The sequence below is a fragment of the Candidatus Fusobacterium pullicola genome (assembly GCA_018883725.1).
In the GTDB taxonomy this organism is placed as follows: Bacteria; Fusobacteriota; Fusobacteriia; order Fusobacteriales; family Fusobacteriaceae; genus Fusobacterium_A; species Fusobacterium_A pullicola.
In genome coordinates, this window is the sequence record JAHLFN010000034.1 from 22,132 (window position 1) to 39,214 (window position 17,083).

General features: G+C 31.2%; 18 protein-coding genes. 6 read left to right on the top strand and 12 right to left on the bottom strand.

From position 1 onward, the window contains the following. Positions 1-25: 25 nt before the first annotated feature. Positions 26-778 carry a MipA/OmpV family protein gene (locus IAA47_03990; GenBank protein ID MBU3842130.1) on the bottom strand — a complete coding sequence of 251 codons (753 nt, stop codon included), beginning with the start codon at positions 776-778 and terminating at the stop codon, positions 26-28. Between the two features lie 279 nt (positions 779-1,057). Here IAA47_03990 and udp point away from each other — a divergent pair, with 279 nt between their 5' ends. From udp to deoC, 6 genes are all read left to right on the top strand, one after another. Further along, positions 1,058-1,840, top strand: coding sequence for a uridine phosphorylase (gene udp, locus IAA47_03995; protein MBU3842131.1), 783 nt, complete (start codon positions 1,058-1,060; stop codon positions 1,838-1,840). A 24-nt stretch (positions 1,841-1,864) separates the two neighbouring features. Beyond that, positions 1,865-3,067 carry a NupC/NupG family nucleoside CNT transporter gene (locus tag IAA47_04000; protein ID MBU3842132.1) on the top strand — a complete coding sequence of 401 codons (1,203 nt, stop codon included), beginning with the start codon at positions 1,865-1,867 and terminating at the stop codon, positions 3,065-3,067. 64 nt (positions 3,068-3,131) lie between these two features. Then, positions 3,132-3,548, top strand: a complete 417-nt coding sequence (cdd, locus tag IAA47_04005) for a cytidine deaminase (protein ID MBU3842133.1) — start codon at positions 3,132-3,134, stop codon at positions 3,546-3,548. 15 nt (positions 3,549-3,563) lie between these two features. Then, positions 3,564-4,274: a purine-nucleoside phosphorylase gene (gene deoD, locus IAA47_04010; GenBank protein ID MBU3842134.1), complete on the top strand. Its 711-nt coding sequence runs from the start codon at positions 3,564-3,566 to the stop codon at positions 4,272-4,274. Positions 4,275-4,288: 14 nt separating this feature from the next. Beyond that, positions 4,289-5,479 (top strand): phosphopentomutase, encoded by a 1,191-nt coding sequence (locus tag IAA47_04015; protein MBU3842135.1) that lies wholly within the window; start codon positions 4,289-4,291, stop codon positions 5,477-5,479. A 14-nt stretch (positions 5,480-5,493) separates the two neighbouring features. Continuing rightward, positions 5,494-6,162 carry a deoxyribose-phosphate aldolase gene (deoC, locus tag IAA47_04020; protein MBU3842136.1) on the top strand — a complete coding sequence of 223 codons (669 nt, stop codon included), beginning with the start codon at positions 5,494-5,496 and terminating at the stop codon, positions 6,160-6,162. A gap of 102 nt (positions 6,163-6,264) precedes the next feature. Here the strand turns inward: deoC and disA are convergent, their stop codons facing one another. The 11 genes from disA to plsX form a co-directional block, all read right to left on the bottom strand. Continuing rightward, positions 6,265-7,317: a DNA integrity scanning diadenylate cyclase DisA gene (gene disA, locus IAA47_04025; GenBank protein MBU3842137.1), complete on the bottom strand. Its 1,053-nt coding sequence runs from the start codon at positions 7,315-7,317 to the stop codon at positions 6,265-6,267. Then, positions 7,307-8,695: a DNA repair protein RadA gene (gene radA, locus IAA47_04030; GenBank protein ID MBU3842138.1), complete on the bottom strand. Its 1,389-nt coding sequence runs from the start codon at positions 8,693-8,695 to the stop codon at positions 7,307-7,309. The genes disA and radA overlap by 11 nt, the downstream gene beginning before the upstream one ends. Positions 8,696-8,702: 7 nt before the next feature. Continuing rightward, complete coding sequence (gene coaD / locus IAA47_04035; GenBank protein ID MBU3842139.1) at positions 8,703-9,197, bottom strand: pantetheine-phosphate adenylyltransferase; 495 nt, start codon at positions 9,195-9,197, stop codon at positions 8,703-8,705. A gap of 11 nt (positions 9,198-9,208) precedes the next feature. Beyond that, complete coding sequence (locus IAA47_04040) at positions 9,209-10,675, bottom strand: Rne/Rng family ribonuclease (GenBank protein ID MBU3842140.1); 1,467 nt, start codon at positions 10,673-10,675, stop codon at positions 9,209-9,211. After that, complete coding sequence (locus tag IAA47_04045) at positions 10,676-11,701, bottom strand: radical SAM protein (GenBank protein MBU3842141.1); 1,026 nt, start codon at positions 11,699-11,701, stop codon at positions 10,676-10,678. Beyond that, complete coding sequence (gene rnc, locus IAA47_04050; protein ID MBU3842142.1) at positions 11,688-12,410, bottom strand: ribonuclease III; 723 nt, start codon at positions 12,408-12,410, stop codon at positions 11,688-11,690. The genes IAA47_04045 and rnc overlap by 14 nt, the downstream gene beginning before the upstream one ends. Before the next feature lie 16 nt (positions 12,411-12,426). After that, positions 12,427-13,665 (bottom strand): beta-ketoacyl-ACP synthase II, encoded by a 1,239-nt coding sequence (fabF, locus tag IAA47_04055; GenBank protein MBU3842143.1) that lies wholly within the window; start codon positions 13,663-13,665, stop codon positions 12,427-12,429. 76 nt (positions 13,666-13,741) lie between these two features. Continuing rightward, positions 13,742-13,963, bottom strand: a complete 222-nt coding sequence (acpP, locus tag IAA47_04060) for an acyl carrier protein (protein ID MBU3842144.1) — start codon at positions 13,961-13,963, stop codon at positions 13,742-13,744. Between the two features lie 55 nt (positions 13,964-14,018). After that, positions 14,019-14,930, bottom strand: a complete 912-nt coding sequence (gene fabD / locus IAA47_04065; GenBank protein MBU3842145.1) for an ACP S-malonyltransferase — start codon at positions 14,928-14,930, stop codon at positions 14,019-14,021. 79 nt (positions 14,931-15,009) lie between these two features. Beyond that, a complete protein-coding gene (locus tag IAA47_04070) occupies positions 15,010-16,002 on the bottom strand; it encodes a ketoacyl-ACP synthase III (protein ID MBU3842146.1) in 993 nt (330 codons plus the stop codon). Positions 16,003-16,010: 8 nt separating this feature from the next. Next, positions 16,011-17,030, bottom strand: a complete 1,020-nt coding sequence (gene plsX, locus IAA47_04075) for a phosphate acyltransferase PlsX (GenBank protein ID MBU3842147.1) — start codon at positions 17,028-17,030, stop codon at positions 16,011-16,013. Positions 17,031-17,083: the final 53 nt, after the last annotated feature.

The following is a 17,083-nucleotide window of genomic DNA, read 5'->3' on the forward strand; positions in this document are numbered from 1 at the left end:
CCATCTAAATAAAAAATATCAAGTACTAGAATGTATAAATTAATCCTGTTCCTAGTATATATATTACATCATTTTCAACTATTGGAGAATTTGATATCTCTCCTGAAAGCTTTGTTACTCCTGTAAATCCCATTATAGAAATATTATCATTAACTCTATAGTTACCCAATATTCCTACTCCTATTCTATGAGCTGATTTTCCATTGAAAGTATTTATAATTTTCTCTCCACTAGGTTTTCCTACCTCATTTGGATTAACTCCAAAATAGTAATCTACAAAGTTAGAGTCATAGAATACATAATTAATAGCTGGTACTACTGTCAAATTTGAAGTAATATGATAAGGTCTACTTATACTAAAATTAAAATGCCCTCCCTCTTCTCCATACTCTGCAGCTACTTTTGTTTGCAAATTATATATATTTGGATAGTAAGTTAATTCTATTCCCCCCATAAGATGAGTATCTCTATCCTCTATACCCTTATATCCATATTTCATATCACTATTTTTTACTTCATAACCACCAAAAGGCATACCATATAACGATAATACATAGTTATCCTCTTCTAGTATCCTATATCCTAATGATAGACCATATGTACTTCCACCTTTTATAAAAAATTTATCATACTCTACGTCTACTATTGGTAAAATATAATCATTTTTATCATTATGATATATTGGTGTTGTTACTCCATATCCTACTCCAATACTTCCAGCCATTATACTTTGAGCTATTACAAATAAAGCTCCTAGAATAGTTATTTTTCTTTTCATGAAAAACTCCTCCTATATTTTTTTATTTTAAATTCAACTAAAAATCCCCCAGCATACATCTATATTTTATCATATTTTCCAAAAAAAACAAATATCTCTATACTTTTGGTCATAATTTGCATTTCTTGTGCTTTTCCGAGATTTTAATCACATCAATTATAAATATACAACATAAAATATTCAATTAATAATTGACACCTCTATATAGATATGATATATTTTAGTTATAAAATATACAACTTGATAGACATCGTCTAAATTGTTTAGGAGGTTTTGATTATGAAATATGCTGAAGAAGGAATGCAGTATCATATAGGTTTAAGAAAGGGTGATGTTGGAAAATATGTAATTCTACCTGGTGACCCTAAACGTTGTGAAAAAATAGCAAAACATTTTGACAATGCTAAACTTATTGCTGATAGTAGAGAGTATGTTACTTATACTGGATATCTAGATGGAGTTAAAGTTAGTGTTACTTCTACTGGAATTGGAGGACCTTCTGCTTCTATAGCTCTAGAAGAACTTGTAAGAGTTGGAGCAGATACATTCTTAAGAGTTGGTACTTGTGGTGGAATGCAGCCTGAAATTATGGGTGGAGATCTAGTTATAGCTACTGGAGCCATTCGTATGGAGGGAACTAGCAAGGAGTATGCACCTATAGAGTTTCCTGCTGTTGCAAATTTAGATATCACTAACGCTTTAGTTCAAGCAGCTAAAGAATTAAAGAAAAAGTACCATGTAGGTATTGTTCAATGTAAGGATGCTTTTTATGGACAACATGAGCCTGAAACAAAACCTGTTGATTATGAATTAATAAATAAATGGAATGCTTGGGTACGTTTAGGATGCAAAGCATCAGAAATGGAATCTGCTGCTCTATTTGTTGTAGGTGATTATTTAAAAGTACGTGTTGGTTCATCTTTTTTAGTTGTAGCAAATCAAGAAAGAGAAAAATTAGGTCTTGAAAATCCTGTTATCCACGATACTGAATCAGCTATTGAGATCACTGTACAAGCAATTCGTAATCTAATTAAACAAGATAAAGAAGCTGGTATTTTATAATAATTTATATTAAACGGAGGATCAATGAAAGGTACTATAATTTTAATTGGTATAGTTGTATTATTTGGACTACTGTATCTTATCTCATCACATAAGAAGGAGATTAAATTTTCAATAGTTATTAAGGGAATTTTAGCTCAATTTATTATAGCTCTACTTCTAGTTAAATTCCCTTTTGGTAGAACTGTCGTTTCTAAAGTTTCAGATGTTGTTACTCAAATACTTAGTTATGGGTTCAATGGATTATCTTTTGTATTTGGTAGTTTAGCTGACCCTAGTCAACCTACTGGTTTTATATTCATAATCGGTGCTCTTGGGAACATCATATTTCTTTCAGCATTTGTAGCTGCTCTTTTCTACTTAGGTATATTAGGAACTATTGTTAAAGTTATCGGTAAAGTAGTTGGTAAAATATTAGGGACTACACAAGTTGAAAGTTTCGTAGCTGTTGCTAATATGTTCTTAGGACAAACTGAAAGTCCTATACTTGTTAGTAAGTACTTAGGAAATATGACTCAAAGTGAGATAATGGTAGTATTAGTTTCAGGAATGGGAAGTATGTCTGCTACAATTATTGGAGGATATACTGCTCTAGGAATTCCAATGGAATATCTACTTACAGCTTCTGCCTTAGTTCCATTTGGAAGTATAGCTATATCAAAAGTTTTATTACCAGAAGTTGAGCATGCTAAAGTTGTTGAAAATGTAAGTATGGATAGAAAAGGACATCACGAAAATATCATATCTGCTGTTACTGAAGGAGCTGTGAATGGTATTCAAGCTGTTATTGCAATAGCTGCATCACTTGTAGCTTTCATATCTATCGTTTCTCTAATAAATGGTATTTTAGGTACTTTTGGAATGAGTCTTGAAAGAATCTTTTCATATATATTCTCTCCATTTGGATTTTTTATGGGATTAGATGGTGAAAATATATTCTATGCTGGAGAGTTACTAGGATTCAAATTAGTATTAAATGAGTTCGTAGCCTTCCAAAACTTAGGACAACATATAGCCTCTTTAGATTATAGAACTGGTCTTATGTTAAGTATTGCAATGGCTGGATTTGCTAACTTCTCTAGTATGGGAATCTGTATCTCTGGTATCTCAATACTTTGTCCTGAAAAAAGACCTGTACTTGCTAGACTTGCTTTCAAAGCTATGATAGGTGGTTTTGCTGTAAGTATTTTAAGTGCAATGGTTGTAGGATTTATTACAATTATTTAAAAATATGTTATAATATATTGAGGTTGATTTTCAACCTCAATTTCTGTACTTGAAGGAGGTTATTATGCAAAAAATATTTGAAGATTATAAAGATATTTTAGATAAAGCTTTTGAAGTTATGGAAAAAGCTTATGCACCATACTCTAAATATCACGTTGGAGCATGTATAAAAACTACTGATGGAAAGTATCATGTTGGGGCTAATATAGAAAATGCTTCCTATGGACTTACTAACTGTGCTGAGAGAAGTGCTTTATTTCATGTATATTCTTTAGGATATAGAGAAGATGATATTGAATCTATGGCTGTTGTAACTAGAGGAAATACCCTTGGAAGCCCTTGTGGAGCTTGTAGACAAGTTATGGTAGAACTTTTAAAAAATGATACTCCGGTAGTAATTGCTAATACTAGCTCTCAAGCTATAATTACAAATATAGCTGAACTTTTACCTTTTTCTTTTACAAGTGAAGATTTAAAATAATAGGAGGAAAATAATATGACACCACACAATAATGCTAAAATAGGAGAGATTGCTAAAAACGTTTTAATGCCTGGTGACCCTTTAAGAGCTAAATTTATAGCTGAAACATTTTTAGATAATATAAAGTTAGTTAACTCTGTAAGAAATATGCTTGCTTATACAGGAACTTACAAAGGAAAAGAGATTACAGTAATGGCTTCTGGAATGGGAATGCCATCAATCGGAATCTACTCTTATGAGCTGTTCAATGTATATGGAGTTGAAAATATTGTTCGTGTTGGATCTTCTGGATCTTATGTAGATAAATTAGATGTTTATGATGTTGTTCTTGCTGATTCAGCATGGAGTGAATCAACATTTGCACGTACTCAAAATGGTTATGAAAGCGACACTGTATACCCTGATAAAGAGTTAAATGAAAAAATTATAGCTACTGCAAAAAGATTAGGAATCCCTTTACATGTAGAAAAAATTCACTCAAGTGATGTATTCTATGCTGAGTCAAATGTTGATGGATATAAAGAACATTTTGCTAAACATGGTTGTACTTGTGTAGAGATGGAAAGCTTCGCATTATTCCATAATGCAAAAGTTTTAGGTAAAAAAGCAGCTTGTCTTTTAACTATATCTGACTCTTTTACTTCACATAAAGTTACTACTCCAGAAGAGAGACAAACAGCCTTTACTAAAATGATGGAGATAGCTTTAGAAACTTTCGTTGACTAATAAGGAGAAATTCTATGAAAAGATATAAAAGAGTTTTCACAATAGTACTTGATTCTTTAGGGATTGGAGCTATGAAAGATTCTGAAAAATTTGGAGATGTTGGGGTTGATACTCTTGGAAACATAGCAAAGTCTGTTTCTGCTCTTCATATTCCAAACCTTCAGAAATTAGGACTTGCTAATTTACATCCAATTGATAATGTAGATTCTATATCTAATCCTTTAGGATATTTTGCTGCTCTAAATGAAACTAGTGTTGGAAAAGATACTATGACAGGACACTGGGAGATGATGGGATTAAATATCCAAACTCCTTTTAAAACTTTTACAGATACAGGATTTCCAAAAGAATTAATTGATGAATTGGAAAAAAGATGTGGTCGTAAAGTAGTTGGAAATAAATCAGCTAGTGGAACTGAAATTCTAGATGAGTATGGAGAACATGAAATAGCTACTGGTGATATGATAGTCTATACTAGTGCTGATTCTGTTTTACAAATTTGTGGACACGAAAAATATATGGGACTTGATAACCTTTATAAATATTGTGAAATAGCTAGAGAACTTACTATGAAAGATGAATGGAAAGTGGGAAGAATCATAGCTAGACCATATGTTGGAGAGAAAAAAGGTGAATTTAAAAGAACTAGTAACAGGCACGACTATGCTCTTAAACCTTTTGGTAAAACAGCTCTTGATTCTTTAAAAGAAGCTGGTTTCTCTGTAATCTCAGTAGGAAAAATTAATGATATATTTGATGGTGAGGGTATCACTGAAACTCATAAGTCTAAAAGTTCTGTACATGGAATGGAACAAACTATTGAGTTAGCTGAAAAAGATTTTACAGGTCTTTGTTTTGTAAACTTAGTAGATTTTGATGCCTTATGGGGACATAGAAGAAATCCACAAGGTTATGCTGAGGAATTGGAAAAATTTGATAAAAATCTAGGAGTTCTTCTTTCTAAATTAAAAGATGACGACCTTTTAATCCTAACAGCTGATCACGGAAATGACCCTACTTACATTGGAACTGACCATACTAGAGAGAAAGTTCCATTCATAGCTTACTCTCCATCTTTTAATAAAAATGGAAATCTTGGAGAATTCGATACTTTTGCAGTAATTGGAGCTACAATAGTGGATAACTTCGAATTAAATATGCCAACAAATACTATTGGGTACTCAATATTAGACAAATTAAATTAAGAAAGGATATAGTTATGGATAGAAAAAAAATATTAAATGCTGTTGATCATACACTACTAACTCAAAGTGCTACTTGGGAAGATATTAAGCAAATTCTTGATGATGGAATTAAATATGAAGTGGCTTCTGCTTGTATTCCTGCTTCATATGTAAAAAAAGCTAAAGAATATGTAGATGGTAAATTAGCTATTTGTACAGTAATTGGATTCCCTAATGGGTACTCTACAACTGCTGTAAAAGTTTTTGAAACAGAGGATGCTATAAAAAATGGTGCTGATGAAATAGATATGGTTATCAATATTGGAGATGTAAAAAATAGAGATTACCAATCTATACTAAACGAGATAAAAACTATTCACAAAGCTTGTAATGGTAAGATATTGAAAGTAATTATTGAAACTTGTCTTTTAACTGAAGAGGAAAAAATTAAAATGTGTGAAATAGTTACTCAATCTGGTGCTGAATATATTAAAACTTCTACTGGATTTTCAACTGGTGGAGCTACTTTTGATGATATAGCATTAATGAAAAAATATGTTGGAAAAGATGTAAAAATAAAAGCTGCTGGAGGAATATCATCTTTAGAAGATGCAGCTAAATTTATGGAACTGGGTGCTGATAGATTAGGAACTAGTAGAATAGTTAAAATTATAAAAGGTGAAAACGCTGAAAATATGTACTAATTCTTAACTTAGTTTCATTATTAAAATAATTATACAATAATAAAGAGAGACTCTAAAATTAATTATTGTCTCTCTTTTATTATTATTGTAATTATTCTATAGTTATACTTTCTCTAATTCAACTGTTAACTTTAACCTTTTTAACCCACTTTTAAGAGCTTTTATTTTTACTTTGCTAATCTTCATATCTGAAAGCTCTTCATCAGGAACATCTTGAAGTTTTGATATTCCATTATATTTTCCTATTAATTTTTCAATATCCTTTTTAGTAAGTTTACTTATTCTTCCTAAAAGTCTATATCCTTTTGGACTAACTTCATTATCTAATAAACTATAACTTTTCCCATAGCCAAGAGCATGTGAAAAATTTTCCAATTGAAGTAACTCTTCATCATCTAAACTTTTCATTCTTTCTCTTACTTCTTTATAATCTATTCCATCTTCTATATAGTCTCTTATTAAATCATACTCATCTTCTTCTATATCTTGATTTAAATCTTGAAATTGAAGATTCAATAATCTTCCCTCTACTCCTAATTCAACTACACAACTATTTACTTCATCTCCAATTCTTCTAAGCATTTCAAATCTTTGAAGTGCTGTAGCTACATCATATAGTGTCACTGTATTTTCTAGTTCCAAAATTGTTAAATTTGCCAATGCTCTATCTAATACAGATTTATATCTCTCCATTGTTTTTATAGCTTGAGAAGCTTCATTTCCTATTGAACCTATATCTTTTAATCTATATCTTATATTTTCCTTATACAAAGTGATAACATTTCTTCTCTCAGAAACTGCTATTACTAATTTCTCTGTTTGTTGTCCTGTTCTTTGAGCTGTTCTATGTCTTGTTCCACTCTCTGTAGATGTATATTTTCTATCTGGTTGTAAATGTACATTTGCATACATTATTTTTTTACATTCATCATCTAGAATAATAGCCCCATCCATCTTAGCTAATTCATACACTCTTTCTGGTGTAAAATCACATGCTAAATAAAATCCCCCATCTGATATTTTTTCTACATTTTCATCATAACCAACTACTATCAAAGCTCCCAGACCAGCTTCAAGTATATTATTCAATCCCTCTCTTAAAGCAGTACCTGGTATTACAAATGACAGCATCTCCTCTAGTTTTTTACTGTCCATCCTTATTCATCCTCTCCAAAAGTTCTTCTAAATTTTTTAAATATATTAATTTTAAATTATAATTATTTTTTTCTATCTCTTTTCTATTAGCCTCTGGAATATAAACACCCTTAAACCCTAATTTCTCTAACTCTCTAAGCCTTTTATCAATAAAAAATACTTTTCTAATCTCTCCTCTTAGTCCCAATTCTCCAATAGCTGCAATTTTTTGACTAATTTCAACTCCTTTATAAATTGATAACATTGAAATAAGTACTGCTAAATCAGCTGCTGGGTCCTCTATATTAAGACCTCCTGGAATATTTACAAAAATATCCTTCATAGCTAAACTCATATACATCTTCTTTTCAGCAATTGCCGTAAGAATTTGAATTCTGTTTCTATCAAATCCCTGTACAATTCTTTTAGGAATACCTATTGTTACATCAGTAAGAAGAGTTTGTATCTCTAGCAAAAAAACTTTTGTTCCTTCTAAAACAGGAACAACCATGCTCCCTATATTTTTTTCTTCTCTTTCACTTAAAAAATATTCTGAAGAGTTTTTAATCTCTTTCATTCCATCCTCTTCCATACTAAATACTGCTAATTCATTAGTTGAACCAAATCTATTTTTAGTACTTCTTAAAATTCTGTAAAAGAGTCCCTCTTCTCCTTCAAAGTTAAATACAGCATCTACCATATGTTCTAGTAATTTTGGTCCTGCCACTTTTCCATCTTTTGTTATATGTCCAACTATAAAAAATGATATTCCATATTTTTTAGCTAATTCTATAATTTTTAATGTACACTCTCTTATTTGAGTCGGAGTTCCTGGTATTGAATCCACAATAGAATTATACAATGTTTGTATAGAATCTACAATAACAACTTTTGGCTTTTTTGATATTAAATATTCATAAATTTTTGAGATATCTGTTTCCGACATTAAAAAAAGATTTTTACTCTTTATCTTTAATCTTTCTCCTCTGTTTTTAACTTGAGCTGGAGATTCCTCTCCTGATATATAGATTACATCTCCATATGCAGTATACTCATTTGCTACTTGTAACAGTAAAGTTGATTTCCCTATTCCAGGATTACCAGTTATTAGTACCACTTCTCCACACAGTAATCCTCCACCTAATACTCTATCAAACTCTCCTATTCTAGTCTTATATCTATCACTCTCTTCTGTTATTACCTCATCAAAAGAAAATACTTTTTCTGAAGTCTCTCTTATAGAAGTAACTGATGATACTATAGGAGCTCCCACTGAAGAAGATACTTCTAACTCCTCTTCAAAACTTCCCCAACTACCACATTGTGGACACTTTCCAGCCCATTTACTAGCCTTATATCCACATTCACTACATACATAAAAGCTCTTCGTTTTTGCCATCTACAACCTATCCTTTTAGACTCTCTGCCTTTTTCTTAATTATATCTATAATTCTTTCATCTACAAATATATCCAATCTAGCTCCTACTGTTGCTGCCTCTCTTACAGAACTTGAACTTAAGTACATATACTCTCTAGCTGCAGGTACAAATATAGTTTCTATCTCTCCATAAGATAGATCGTGATTTACAAAAGCATAACCTAACTCATATTCAAAATCAGATACAGCTCTCAATCCTCTAATAATTATCTCAGCACCATTTTTCTTCATAAACTCTATTAAAAGTCCATCAAAACTTTTAACTTCAACTTTATCTCCAAATTCTGATACCAATATATCTATCATCTGTTTTCTTTCTTCCAATGAAAACCAACATTTTTTATTTGTATTATTCATTACAGCTACAATTAACTTATCTGTAATCTTTAATGACTTCTTTATTACATCTAAATGCCCTTTAGTTATTGGATCAAAACTTCCTGCATAAACACCTATTTTCATATTTTTCACCTTTACTTCATCAAAACAATTTCATAACTATAATCATTTTGACCATTTTCTTCTAGAAGAAGTTTTTTCTTTCTATTTTTCACATATTCATCTACAAATTCAAAATATAACTCTTTAAAATCCACTTTTAATTTTTTAGATAAAATTACCTTTATAGTTCCTATATCTTCATCTTTTACACACTCTTTTATCTCCGCTATTATCTCATGTATAGTAGCATCTTTTGATTTTATTTTTCCAGTTCCATCACACATAGGACATCTCTCTTGAAAATAGCTATAAAGTGGTTTTCCTGTTCTCTTCCTTGTCATCTCAATAAGACCCAAATCAGTAAAGTGAACTATATTATTTTTTATTCTGTCCTTTGAAAGATTTTTTTCTAACTCTTCTAATACCTTTATTTTGTCCTCTTCCAATCTCATATCAATAAAATCTATTATAATAATTCCACCAAAATTTCGTAATCTCAATTGTCTTGGTATCTCTCTAGCTGCTTCTAAATTAGTATTTAAAACTGTCTGCTCTAAGTTATAACTTCCAGTATTTTTACCTGTATTTACATCTATGCTTATTAAAGCCTCTGTTTTCTGGATTACTAAATATCCACCACAATCCAATCTTACTTCCTCTTTTAAAGCATTCTCTATCTCTCTTTCCACTCCATAAATCTCAAAAATACCTTTATTTTCATCAGTAAATAACTTTATCTTTGTTTTTAATGTTTTTTCACTAAAAGCATTTATATAGTCTATAACTTCCCAATAGACTTCTTCATTATCTACAATAAGCTCATCTATATCATTTGAAAAAATATCTCTCAAAACTGTTGCTACTATTCCATTATCCTTATAAAGTACCTCTCCTATTTTAGCAGTACTTGTTTTTTTATCAATATCTTCCCATTTTTTTACTAAATACTCCATCTCTCTTTCGAAATGAAAAATAGTCTTATCTTGAGCAGCTGTTCTAATTATCACTCCCATATTTTCAGGTTTTAATTCCCCTACAAGCTCCTCTAATCTTTTTCTTTCTTCTTCATCTTTTATCTTTTTAGATATAGCTATATGATTATTATTTGGCATCAATACTAAATATTTTCCTGGAATGGTATAGTGAGTTGTAACTCTAGCTCCTTTAGTCCCTCTTGGCTCATTTAAAACTTGAACCACAACCTCATCTCCAACTGTTAATATATCTTCAATTGGTCTATCACTATTACATATTCCATCTAAATATTTTTCTTCAAACTCTCTTAAATCGTTTACATACAAAAAAGCATTTTTCTCTAATCCTATATTTACAAAGGCTGACTCCATTCCCGGAAGAACATTAGCTACCTTTCCCTTATAGATATTTGAGTTTATTCTTCTCTCTTCCTCCCTCTCTATAAGGATCTCTACTACCTTTCCATCTTCTATTATAGCTGCTCTTGATTGAAACTCATCTATGTTGATTACTATTTGATTCATCTATTTTAACTCTCCTCTAAGTACATCTAACCTAGAATATTTTTTTCCATTTACAACTATATTATCTTTTTCAATCGAATTATCTATCTTTATATTAAAATATTCTTTTAGTCTTACTCTATTTGCTTTTTTTATTCCAACGATTTTAGATATATCTTTTTCATTTGCTATTATTTCTAATTTTCTCTCTTCAGCTATAATTTTCTTTAAAAAATCATAATAAATTTCTGTTTCAACTAACTCTCTAAAAGCTGGATGAAATGGACCACTTAATACTACTCCATCCTCTCTTAAATCCTCACTTGGTTGTAAGCCAACTCTGATTATATTTATATTATTACTTTCCAAAAGAGCATATATCTTTCTAGTTCTCTCTATTGCTCCCTCTAGTGATAATGGTAAATACTCTCCATCTAAAAACATTTTCTCCATTTTAGTATTTTTTATTACTAAAGTAGGATATATTCTTACCATATCAGGTTTCATACTTAGTGCTTTCACAGCTGTTTCATAATCATTTTCATCTGTTGATTGTGGTAAACCAATCATCAGCTGTATTCCTAATTCTATTCCATATTTTTTTATTGTTTTACAAGCTTCTTCAACAACACTTACTGGGTAATATCTTTCGGTTGCTAATAAAACCTTCTCATCTAAAGATTGTACACCTAATTCTACAGAAGTTACCCCATATTTTTTTAATTGAGCTACTATCTCATCATTTATACAATCTGGTCTTGTAGATAACCTAATTCCAGCAATATCACCTTTTTTTATATATTCATATGCTGTCTTTAAGTATTCTTCTTGGAGTTTCATAGAGATCCCTGTAAAAGTTCCACCAAAGAAAGCCACTTCTTTCTTGGAATTCTTTGGAAGAGTTTCTAAGTACATCTCTATAGTATTCTTTAAATCCTCCATTGTAACATCTGTCTCTCTACCATTTATCTTTTTTTGATTACAAAATACACAAGAGTTAGGACATCCAAAATGACTTATAAATATTGGAATATTATAGTGCTTCATGAATCTTTACTCCTAACTTTTTACAAAGAGACTTAGCCGCTGCTTGCTCTGCTGTTTTCTTATTTTTTCCAGTTCCACTTTCTGTCTCTTCTTTATCTATACCATTATTAATTTTTACCTCTATCTCAAATATTTTTTGATGATCTGGACCTATCTCTCTAATTACAGAATACTCTGGAATAACCTTATATGTTTTTTGGCTATACTCTTGTAATATTGTTTTAAAATCTAAAATATCTTCATTACTATCTACATGATCAATTGCATCTTTTATATGTGTTAGTACAAATTTTTTAGCTGTTTCAAAATTTGAATCCATATATATAGCACCTAAAATAGCTTCAAAGGCATCTCCTAAAATTGAACTTCTCTCTCTTCCTCCAGTTAGCTCCTCTCCTCTACTAAGTAAAAGATATTTTCCTACCTCTAACTTTTTAGATATTCCTGCTAATACTGGTTCACTTACTACCATTGACTTTACCTTAGCTAAATCTCCCTCAGTTGAATCAGCATAACTTTTATACAAATATTCAGTAACAACAAGATCTAGAACTGCATCACCAAGCAGTTCTAGTCTCTCATTACTTATCTTTTTATATCTTCTATGCTCATTTCCAAAAGAACGATGAATAAGTGAATTTTTTAGAAGTTCTTTATTTTTAAAAGAATACCCTAGATTTTTTTCGAAATCCAAGTAGTTCTTCTTCATTATTTCCTCCTAAATTCTATTTAAACTTTTTCATAGCTATTACAGCGTTATGTCCTCCAAATCCTAATGAACTTGACATCGCTACATTTATCTCTTTCTCTATAGCTTTATTTGGTACATAATTTAAGTCACATTCTGCATCTGGATTATCATAGTTTATTGTTGGTGGAATAATTCCTTCTGATATAGCTTTAGCTATTATTACAGCCTCTATTCCTCCAGCTGCACCTAGTCCATGCCCTGTTGCTCCCTTAGTTGAAGATACCATTAAATCTTTAGCGTGCTCTCCAAATACTGATTTTATAGCTGCTGTTTCATTTCTATCATTTGCCGGTGTTGATGTCCCATGAGCATTGATATATGTTACATCTTCAAGAGCTATATTTCCCTCTTTAAGAGCCATTTTAAATGCTCTTGCTGCTCCCTCTCCACCATCTGCTGGAGCTGTTATATGGTAAGCATCACAAGTTTCTCCATATCCTATTACTTCAGCATATATCTTTGCTCCTCTAGCTTTCGCATGTTCTAATTCTTCAAGAATTAATATTCCTGCTCCCTCTCCCATTACAAATCCATCTCTATCTGCACTAAATGGTCTAGAAGCTTTTGTAGGCTCATCATTTCTTGTAGATAATGCTTTCATATTTGCAAAAGCGTTCATAGCAAATGGAGTTATTGAAGCCTCTGTTCCTCCTGCTATCATAACCTTTGCTCTTCCATTTTTTATCATTTCAAAAGCATCTCCAACTGAGTGAGTTCCTGCAGCACAAGCTGTAACAACTGATTTATTTGGTCCTTTTGCCCCAAAATAAATTCCTATATTACCAGATGCCATATTAGCTATCATTGCTGGAATAGTAAATGGAGATATTCTTTTTACTCCTTTTTCCATCATAGTTTGATGTTGAGCTTCAAATATTTCTATTCCTCCTATACCAGAAGATACAATTACTCCAATATCTTCAGCATTATTTTCATCTATTACTAATTTAGAATCCTCTAATGCCATTTTTGTTGCTGCTATAGCAAATTGAGTATTTCTTGCTAATTTCTTTACCTCTTTTTTCTCAATTCCAAATTCAACAGCATCAAAATCCTTTACCTCTGCTGCTATTTGCACTGGCATATCAGTTGAATCATACGACTCTATTCTTCCTACTCCTGTTTCCCCAGCAACTATTCTTCTCCAACTTTTTTCAATTCCTGTTCCTAGTGCAGTTATTAGTCCTATTCCTGTAACTACTACTCTATTCACAATATCACCTCATTTTATTTTACTATATATAAGTAACGGGGTACTTTCATACCCCGCCTTTTCTTATTTGATTTAATTATTTAGATTCGATATAATCAATAACGTCTTGAACTGTTTTGATTTTTTCTGCATCTGTATCAGGGATTTCTACGTCGAACTCTTCTTCGAAAGCCATTATTAACTCAACAGTATCTAATGAATCTGCTCCTAAATCCTCTACGAAGTTTGCCTCAGGTACTACTTGCTCAGCGTCTACTCCTAATTGCTCAACTACTATTTCTCTTATTTTATCTAACATTTTTCTTCCTCCTTAATTTTTTCTTTATATAAAACGTTATATATAATAGATTTTACTATATATTTGATAAATCTTCAAGTTTTTCTATATTTTTTACTTCAATTTCTTTATCAATTTTTTTAATAAGTCCTGCTAAAACCTTTCCAGGTCCTATTTCGTAAATAGTTGTAACCCCTTCAGATTTTAATTTATTTATAGTATCTACCCATTTTACTGGTCCAAAACTTTGTCTATATATCTCTTCTTTTACTTCAGCTACAGATGTTAAAATTTCAGCATTGGTATTAGCTACTAATTTTATATCTGTCATAGTAAAATTATATTTATTCGCTTCCTCTTTTAATCTCTCTCCTGCCTCTTGCATAAGCGATGAGTGGAAAGGTCCTGATACAGCTAACGGCATAGCTCTTCTTGCTCCAGCTTCCTTTAATACCTCACAAGCCTTTTCTATAGCTGCTTTTTCTCCAGCTATTACTGTTTGTTTAGGTTCATTAAAGTTTACTGCCTCTACTACTCCATCTACCTTTTTTAACTCTTCAACAATTTTATCTGAATCAAGTCCAATTATTGCAGCCATTCCACCATTTACTTTTTGAGCTACCTCATTCATAAATTTCCCTCTAGCTGCTGTTAATTTTACTGTATCTTCTATTGATAAATAACCAGCCGCTCCAAAAGCTGCATACTCTCCTACAGAGTGTCCTGCTACATAGTCAGCTTTTATTCCTTTATCTTCTAATAATTTTGTTAAAATTAAACTCATTGATACTATTGCTGGTTGTGTATTTTTAGTCTCTTTTAATGCTTCTTCTGGTCCTTCAAACATAACTGTTTTTAAATCAAAATCCAATTTTGAAAATAGATTATCAAACTCTTTTCTAGCTAATTCACTATTTTCATATAATTCTTTTCCCATTCCAACATATTGCGTCCCTTGTCCTGGGAATACAAAAGCGATTTTAGACATATTATCCTCCTTAATAAAACACCTGTCTTTTAATATATCATAGCTATATAAATATGTCAATATTTATTACTCTTATTCTTTAATAAGCCCACTTCATTATTATTGAACCATAAGTAAGTCCTGCTCCAAATCCAGTTAAAGCTATTAGATCTCCTTTTTTTACTAATCCTTTATCTAAAGCTTCCCCTAAAGCAAGTCCTACTGAAGCTGCTGAAGTATTTCCATATTTTTTTAGATTCATATAGAATTTATCTACTGGAACATGTATTCTCTTAGAAGCCGCTTCTATTATTCTTACATTTGCTTGATGTGGAAATATCATACTAAGCTCCTCTGCTTTTACATTTGCTATCTTTAAAGCTTTATTTGTAGCACTAGGAAGTGCATGTATAGCAAATTTGAATACATCTTGCCCCTTCATTCTCATAAAATTTTCTCTATTTTCTATAGTTTGAATATTATTTGGTTTTTTACTTCCTCCAGCTGGTGTTCTTAATATATCATCATCTTCACCCTCTGCTCCTAGATAAGTAGATAACATTCCAAATCCTTCTTCTACCTCTCCTACTACAGCTGCTGCTGCTCCATCACCAAATAATATACAAGTATTTCTATCTTGCATGTCAATTATTCTCGAAAGTGTTTCTCCACCTATTACTAGGATATTTTTATAAATTCCTCCTCTTATCATTCCACCTGCAACTGTTAAACCATAGATAAATCCACTACATGCTGCTGTTAAATCAAAACAAGGTATCCCTTTAGCTCCTAATTTTTGTTGAACTAGGCAGGCAGTAGCTTGTACTAAATAATCAGGTGTACAAGTAGCAACTATTATCATATCTATATCTTCTATGCTCATATTTGCTTTCTCTAATGCTTGTTTTGCTGCAGATGCACATAGATCTGATGTTGCTTGTTCTGAAGAGGCAAATCTTCTTTCTTCTATTCCAGTTCTAGTTCTTATCCACTCATCACTTGTATCTATAATTTTTTCAAAATCAAAGTTTGTCATTACTTTCTCTGGAACATAATATCCTAATCCTTTGATACCTATACTTTTAAATTCCATTTTTCCTCCTAATCTAAGGTTTTTTCAACACTGTTATCCATATCAATAACTTTTTTAAGCTCTTCAACAAAATTCATCTCTGCAAATTTATTAGCTACTTTTATTGCATTCTTTATCCCGTTTGAATCTGAATTTCCATGAGCTTTTATAGAAAGTCCATTTAAACCTAAAAACATTGCTCCACCATACTCAGAAGAATCCATTTTCTTCATTACATGTTTCATAGCTGGCTTTAATAGTAACGCTCCTATTTTATAAATAAAACTTTTACTAATCTCTTCTTTTAAAGACGAGACTACAAATTTAGCTATTCCCTCAGCAGTTTTCAACACCATATTTCCAGTGAATCCATCTGTAACTACTACATCTATTTTACCATTCATTACTTCTGTACTCTCAATATTTCCAGCAAAATTTATACTTTTATTCTCTCTTAATAGATTATATGCCTCTCTTGTTACTTCGTTTCCTTTTCCTTCTTCAGTTCCTATATTTAATAAACCTACAGTAGGATTTTTCTTTCCTAAAAGGATTTCTAAGTATTTTGAACCCATCATAGCATACTGACTTAAAAATTCAGGTTTACAATCTGCAGTTGCTCCCACATCTAACATCAACATCTTATCTTTCTTATTAGGAAACATTGTCGCAATAGCAGGTCTTAATACACCTTTTATTCTCTTTAACTTTAATTGACTAGCTGTAATTAAAGCTCCAGTATTTCCTGCAGATACAGACGCATCTACAACTCCCTCTTTTACTAGCTCTAAAGTTCTATTCATAGATGAATCCTTTTTACTCTTAACAGCTATAACAGGGTCATCAGTCATCTCTATAACTTCTCTAGCATCAACTATCTCTATTCTTTTATTGTCATATTTATATTTTTTTAACTCCTCTTCTATGACTTCTTTCTTTCCTACAAGTACAAGATTTAGAGTTTCAACTTCCTCTAATGCCTTAATAGCTCCTTTTATTGCTTCAAAAGGTGCTTTATCTCCTCCCATAGCATCCAGCGCTATTTTCATTATTGTCCTCCCATATAGAATTTCTTCTTTTATATTATACATCATATTTTAAA

Excerpts from the sequence above, each read along its gene's own strand:
- plsX (MBU3842147.1), bottom strand. The coding sequence starts at position 17,030 with ATGAAAATAGCGCTGGATGCTATGGGAGGAGATAAAGCACCTTTTGAA.
- udp (MBU3842131.1), top strand. The coding sequence starts at position 1,058 with ATGAAATATGCTGAAGAAGGAATGCAGTATCATATAGGTTTAAGAAAG.
- disA (MBU3842137.1), bottom strand. The coding sequence starts at position 7,317 with ATGGACAGTAAAAAACTAGAGGAGATGCTGTCATTTGTAATACCAGGT.
- IAA47_04045 (MBU3842141.1), bottom strand. The coding sequence starts at position 11,701 with ATGAAGCACTATAATATTCCAATATTTATAAGTCATTTTGGATGTCCT.
- cdd (MBU3842133.1), top strand. The coding sequence starts at position 3,132 with ATGCAAAAAATATTTGAAGATTATAAAGATATTTTAGATAAAGCTTTT.
- radA (MBU3842138.1), bottom strand. The coding sequence starts at position 8,695 with ATGGCAAAAACGAAGAGCTTTTATGTATGTAGTGAATGTGGATATAAG.
- IAA47_04070 (MBU3842146.1), bottom strand. The coding sequence starts at position 16,002 with ATGGAATTTAAAAGTATAGGTATCAAAGGATTAGGATATTATGTTCCA.
- deoC (MBU3842136.1), top strand. The coding sequence starts at position 5,494 with ATGGATAGAAAAAAAATATTAAATGCTGTTGATCATACACTACTAACT.
- IAA47_04015 (MBU3842135.1), top strand. The coding sequence starts at position 4,289 with ATGAAAAGATATAAAAGAGTTTTCACAATAGTACTTGATTCTTTAGGG.
- IAA47_04040 (MBU3842140.1), bottom strand. The coding sequence starts at position 10,675 with ATGAATCAAATAGTAATCAACATAGATGAGTTTCAATCAAGAGCAGCT.
- deoD (MBU3842134.1), top strand. The coding sequence starts at position 3,564 with ATGACACCACACAATAATGCTAAAATAGGAGAGATTGCTAAAAACGTT.
- acpP (MBU3842144.1), bottom strand. The coding sequence starts at position 13,963 with ATGTTAGATAAAATAAGAGAAATAGTAGTTGAGCAATTAGGAGTAGAC.
- fabD (MBU3842145.1), bottom strand. The coding sequence starts at position 14,930 with ATGTCTAAAATCGCTTTTGTATTCCCAGGACAAGGGACGCAATATGTT.
- coaD (MBU3842139.1), bottom strand. The coding sequence starts at position 9,197 with ATGAAAATAGGTGTTTATGCAGGAAGTTTTGATCCAATAACTAAAGGG.
- IAA47_04000 (MBU3842132.1), top strand. The coding sequence starts at position 1,865 with ATGAAAGGTACTATAATTTTAATTGGTATAGTTGTATTATTTGGACTA.
- IAA47_03990 (MBU3842130.1), bottom strand. The coding sequence starts at position 778 with ATGAAAAGAAAAATAACTATTCTAGGAGCTTTATTTGTAATAGCTCAA.
- rnc (MBU3842142.1), bottom strand. The coding sequence starts at position 12,410 with ATGAAGAAGAACTACTTGGATTTCGAAAAAAATCTAGGGTATTCTTTT.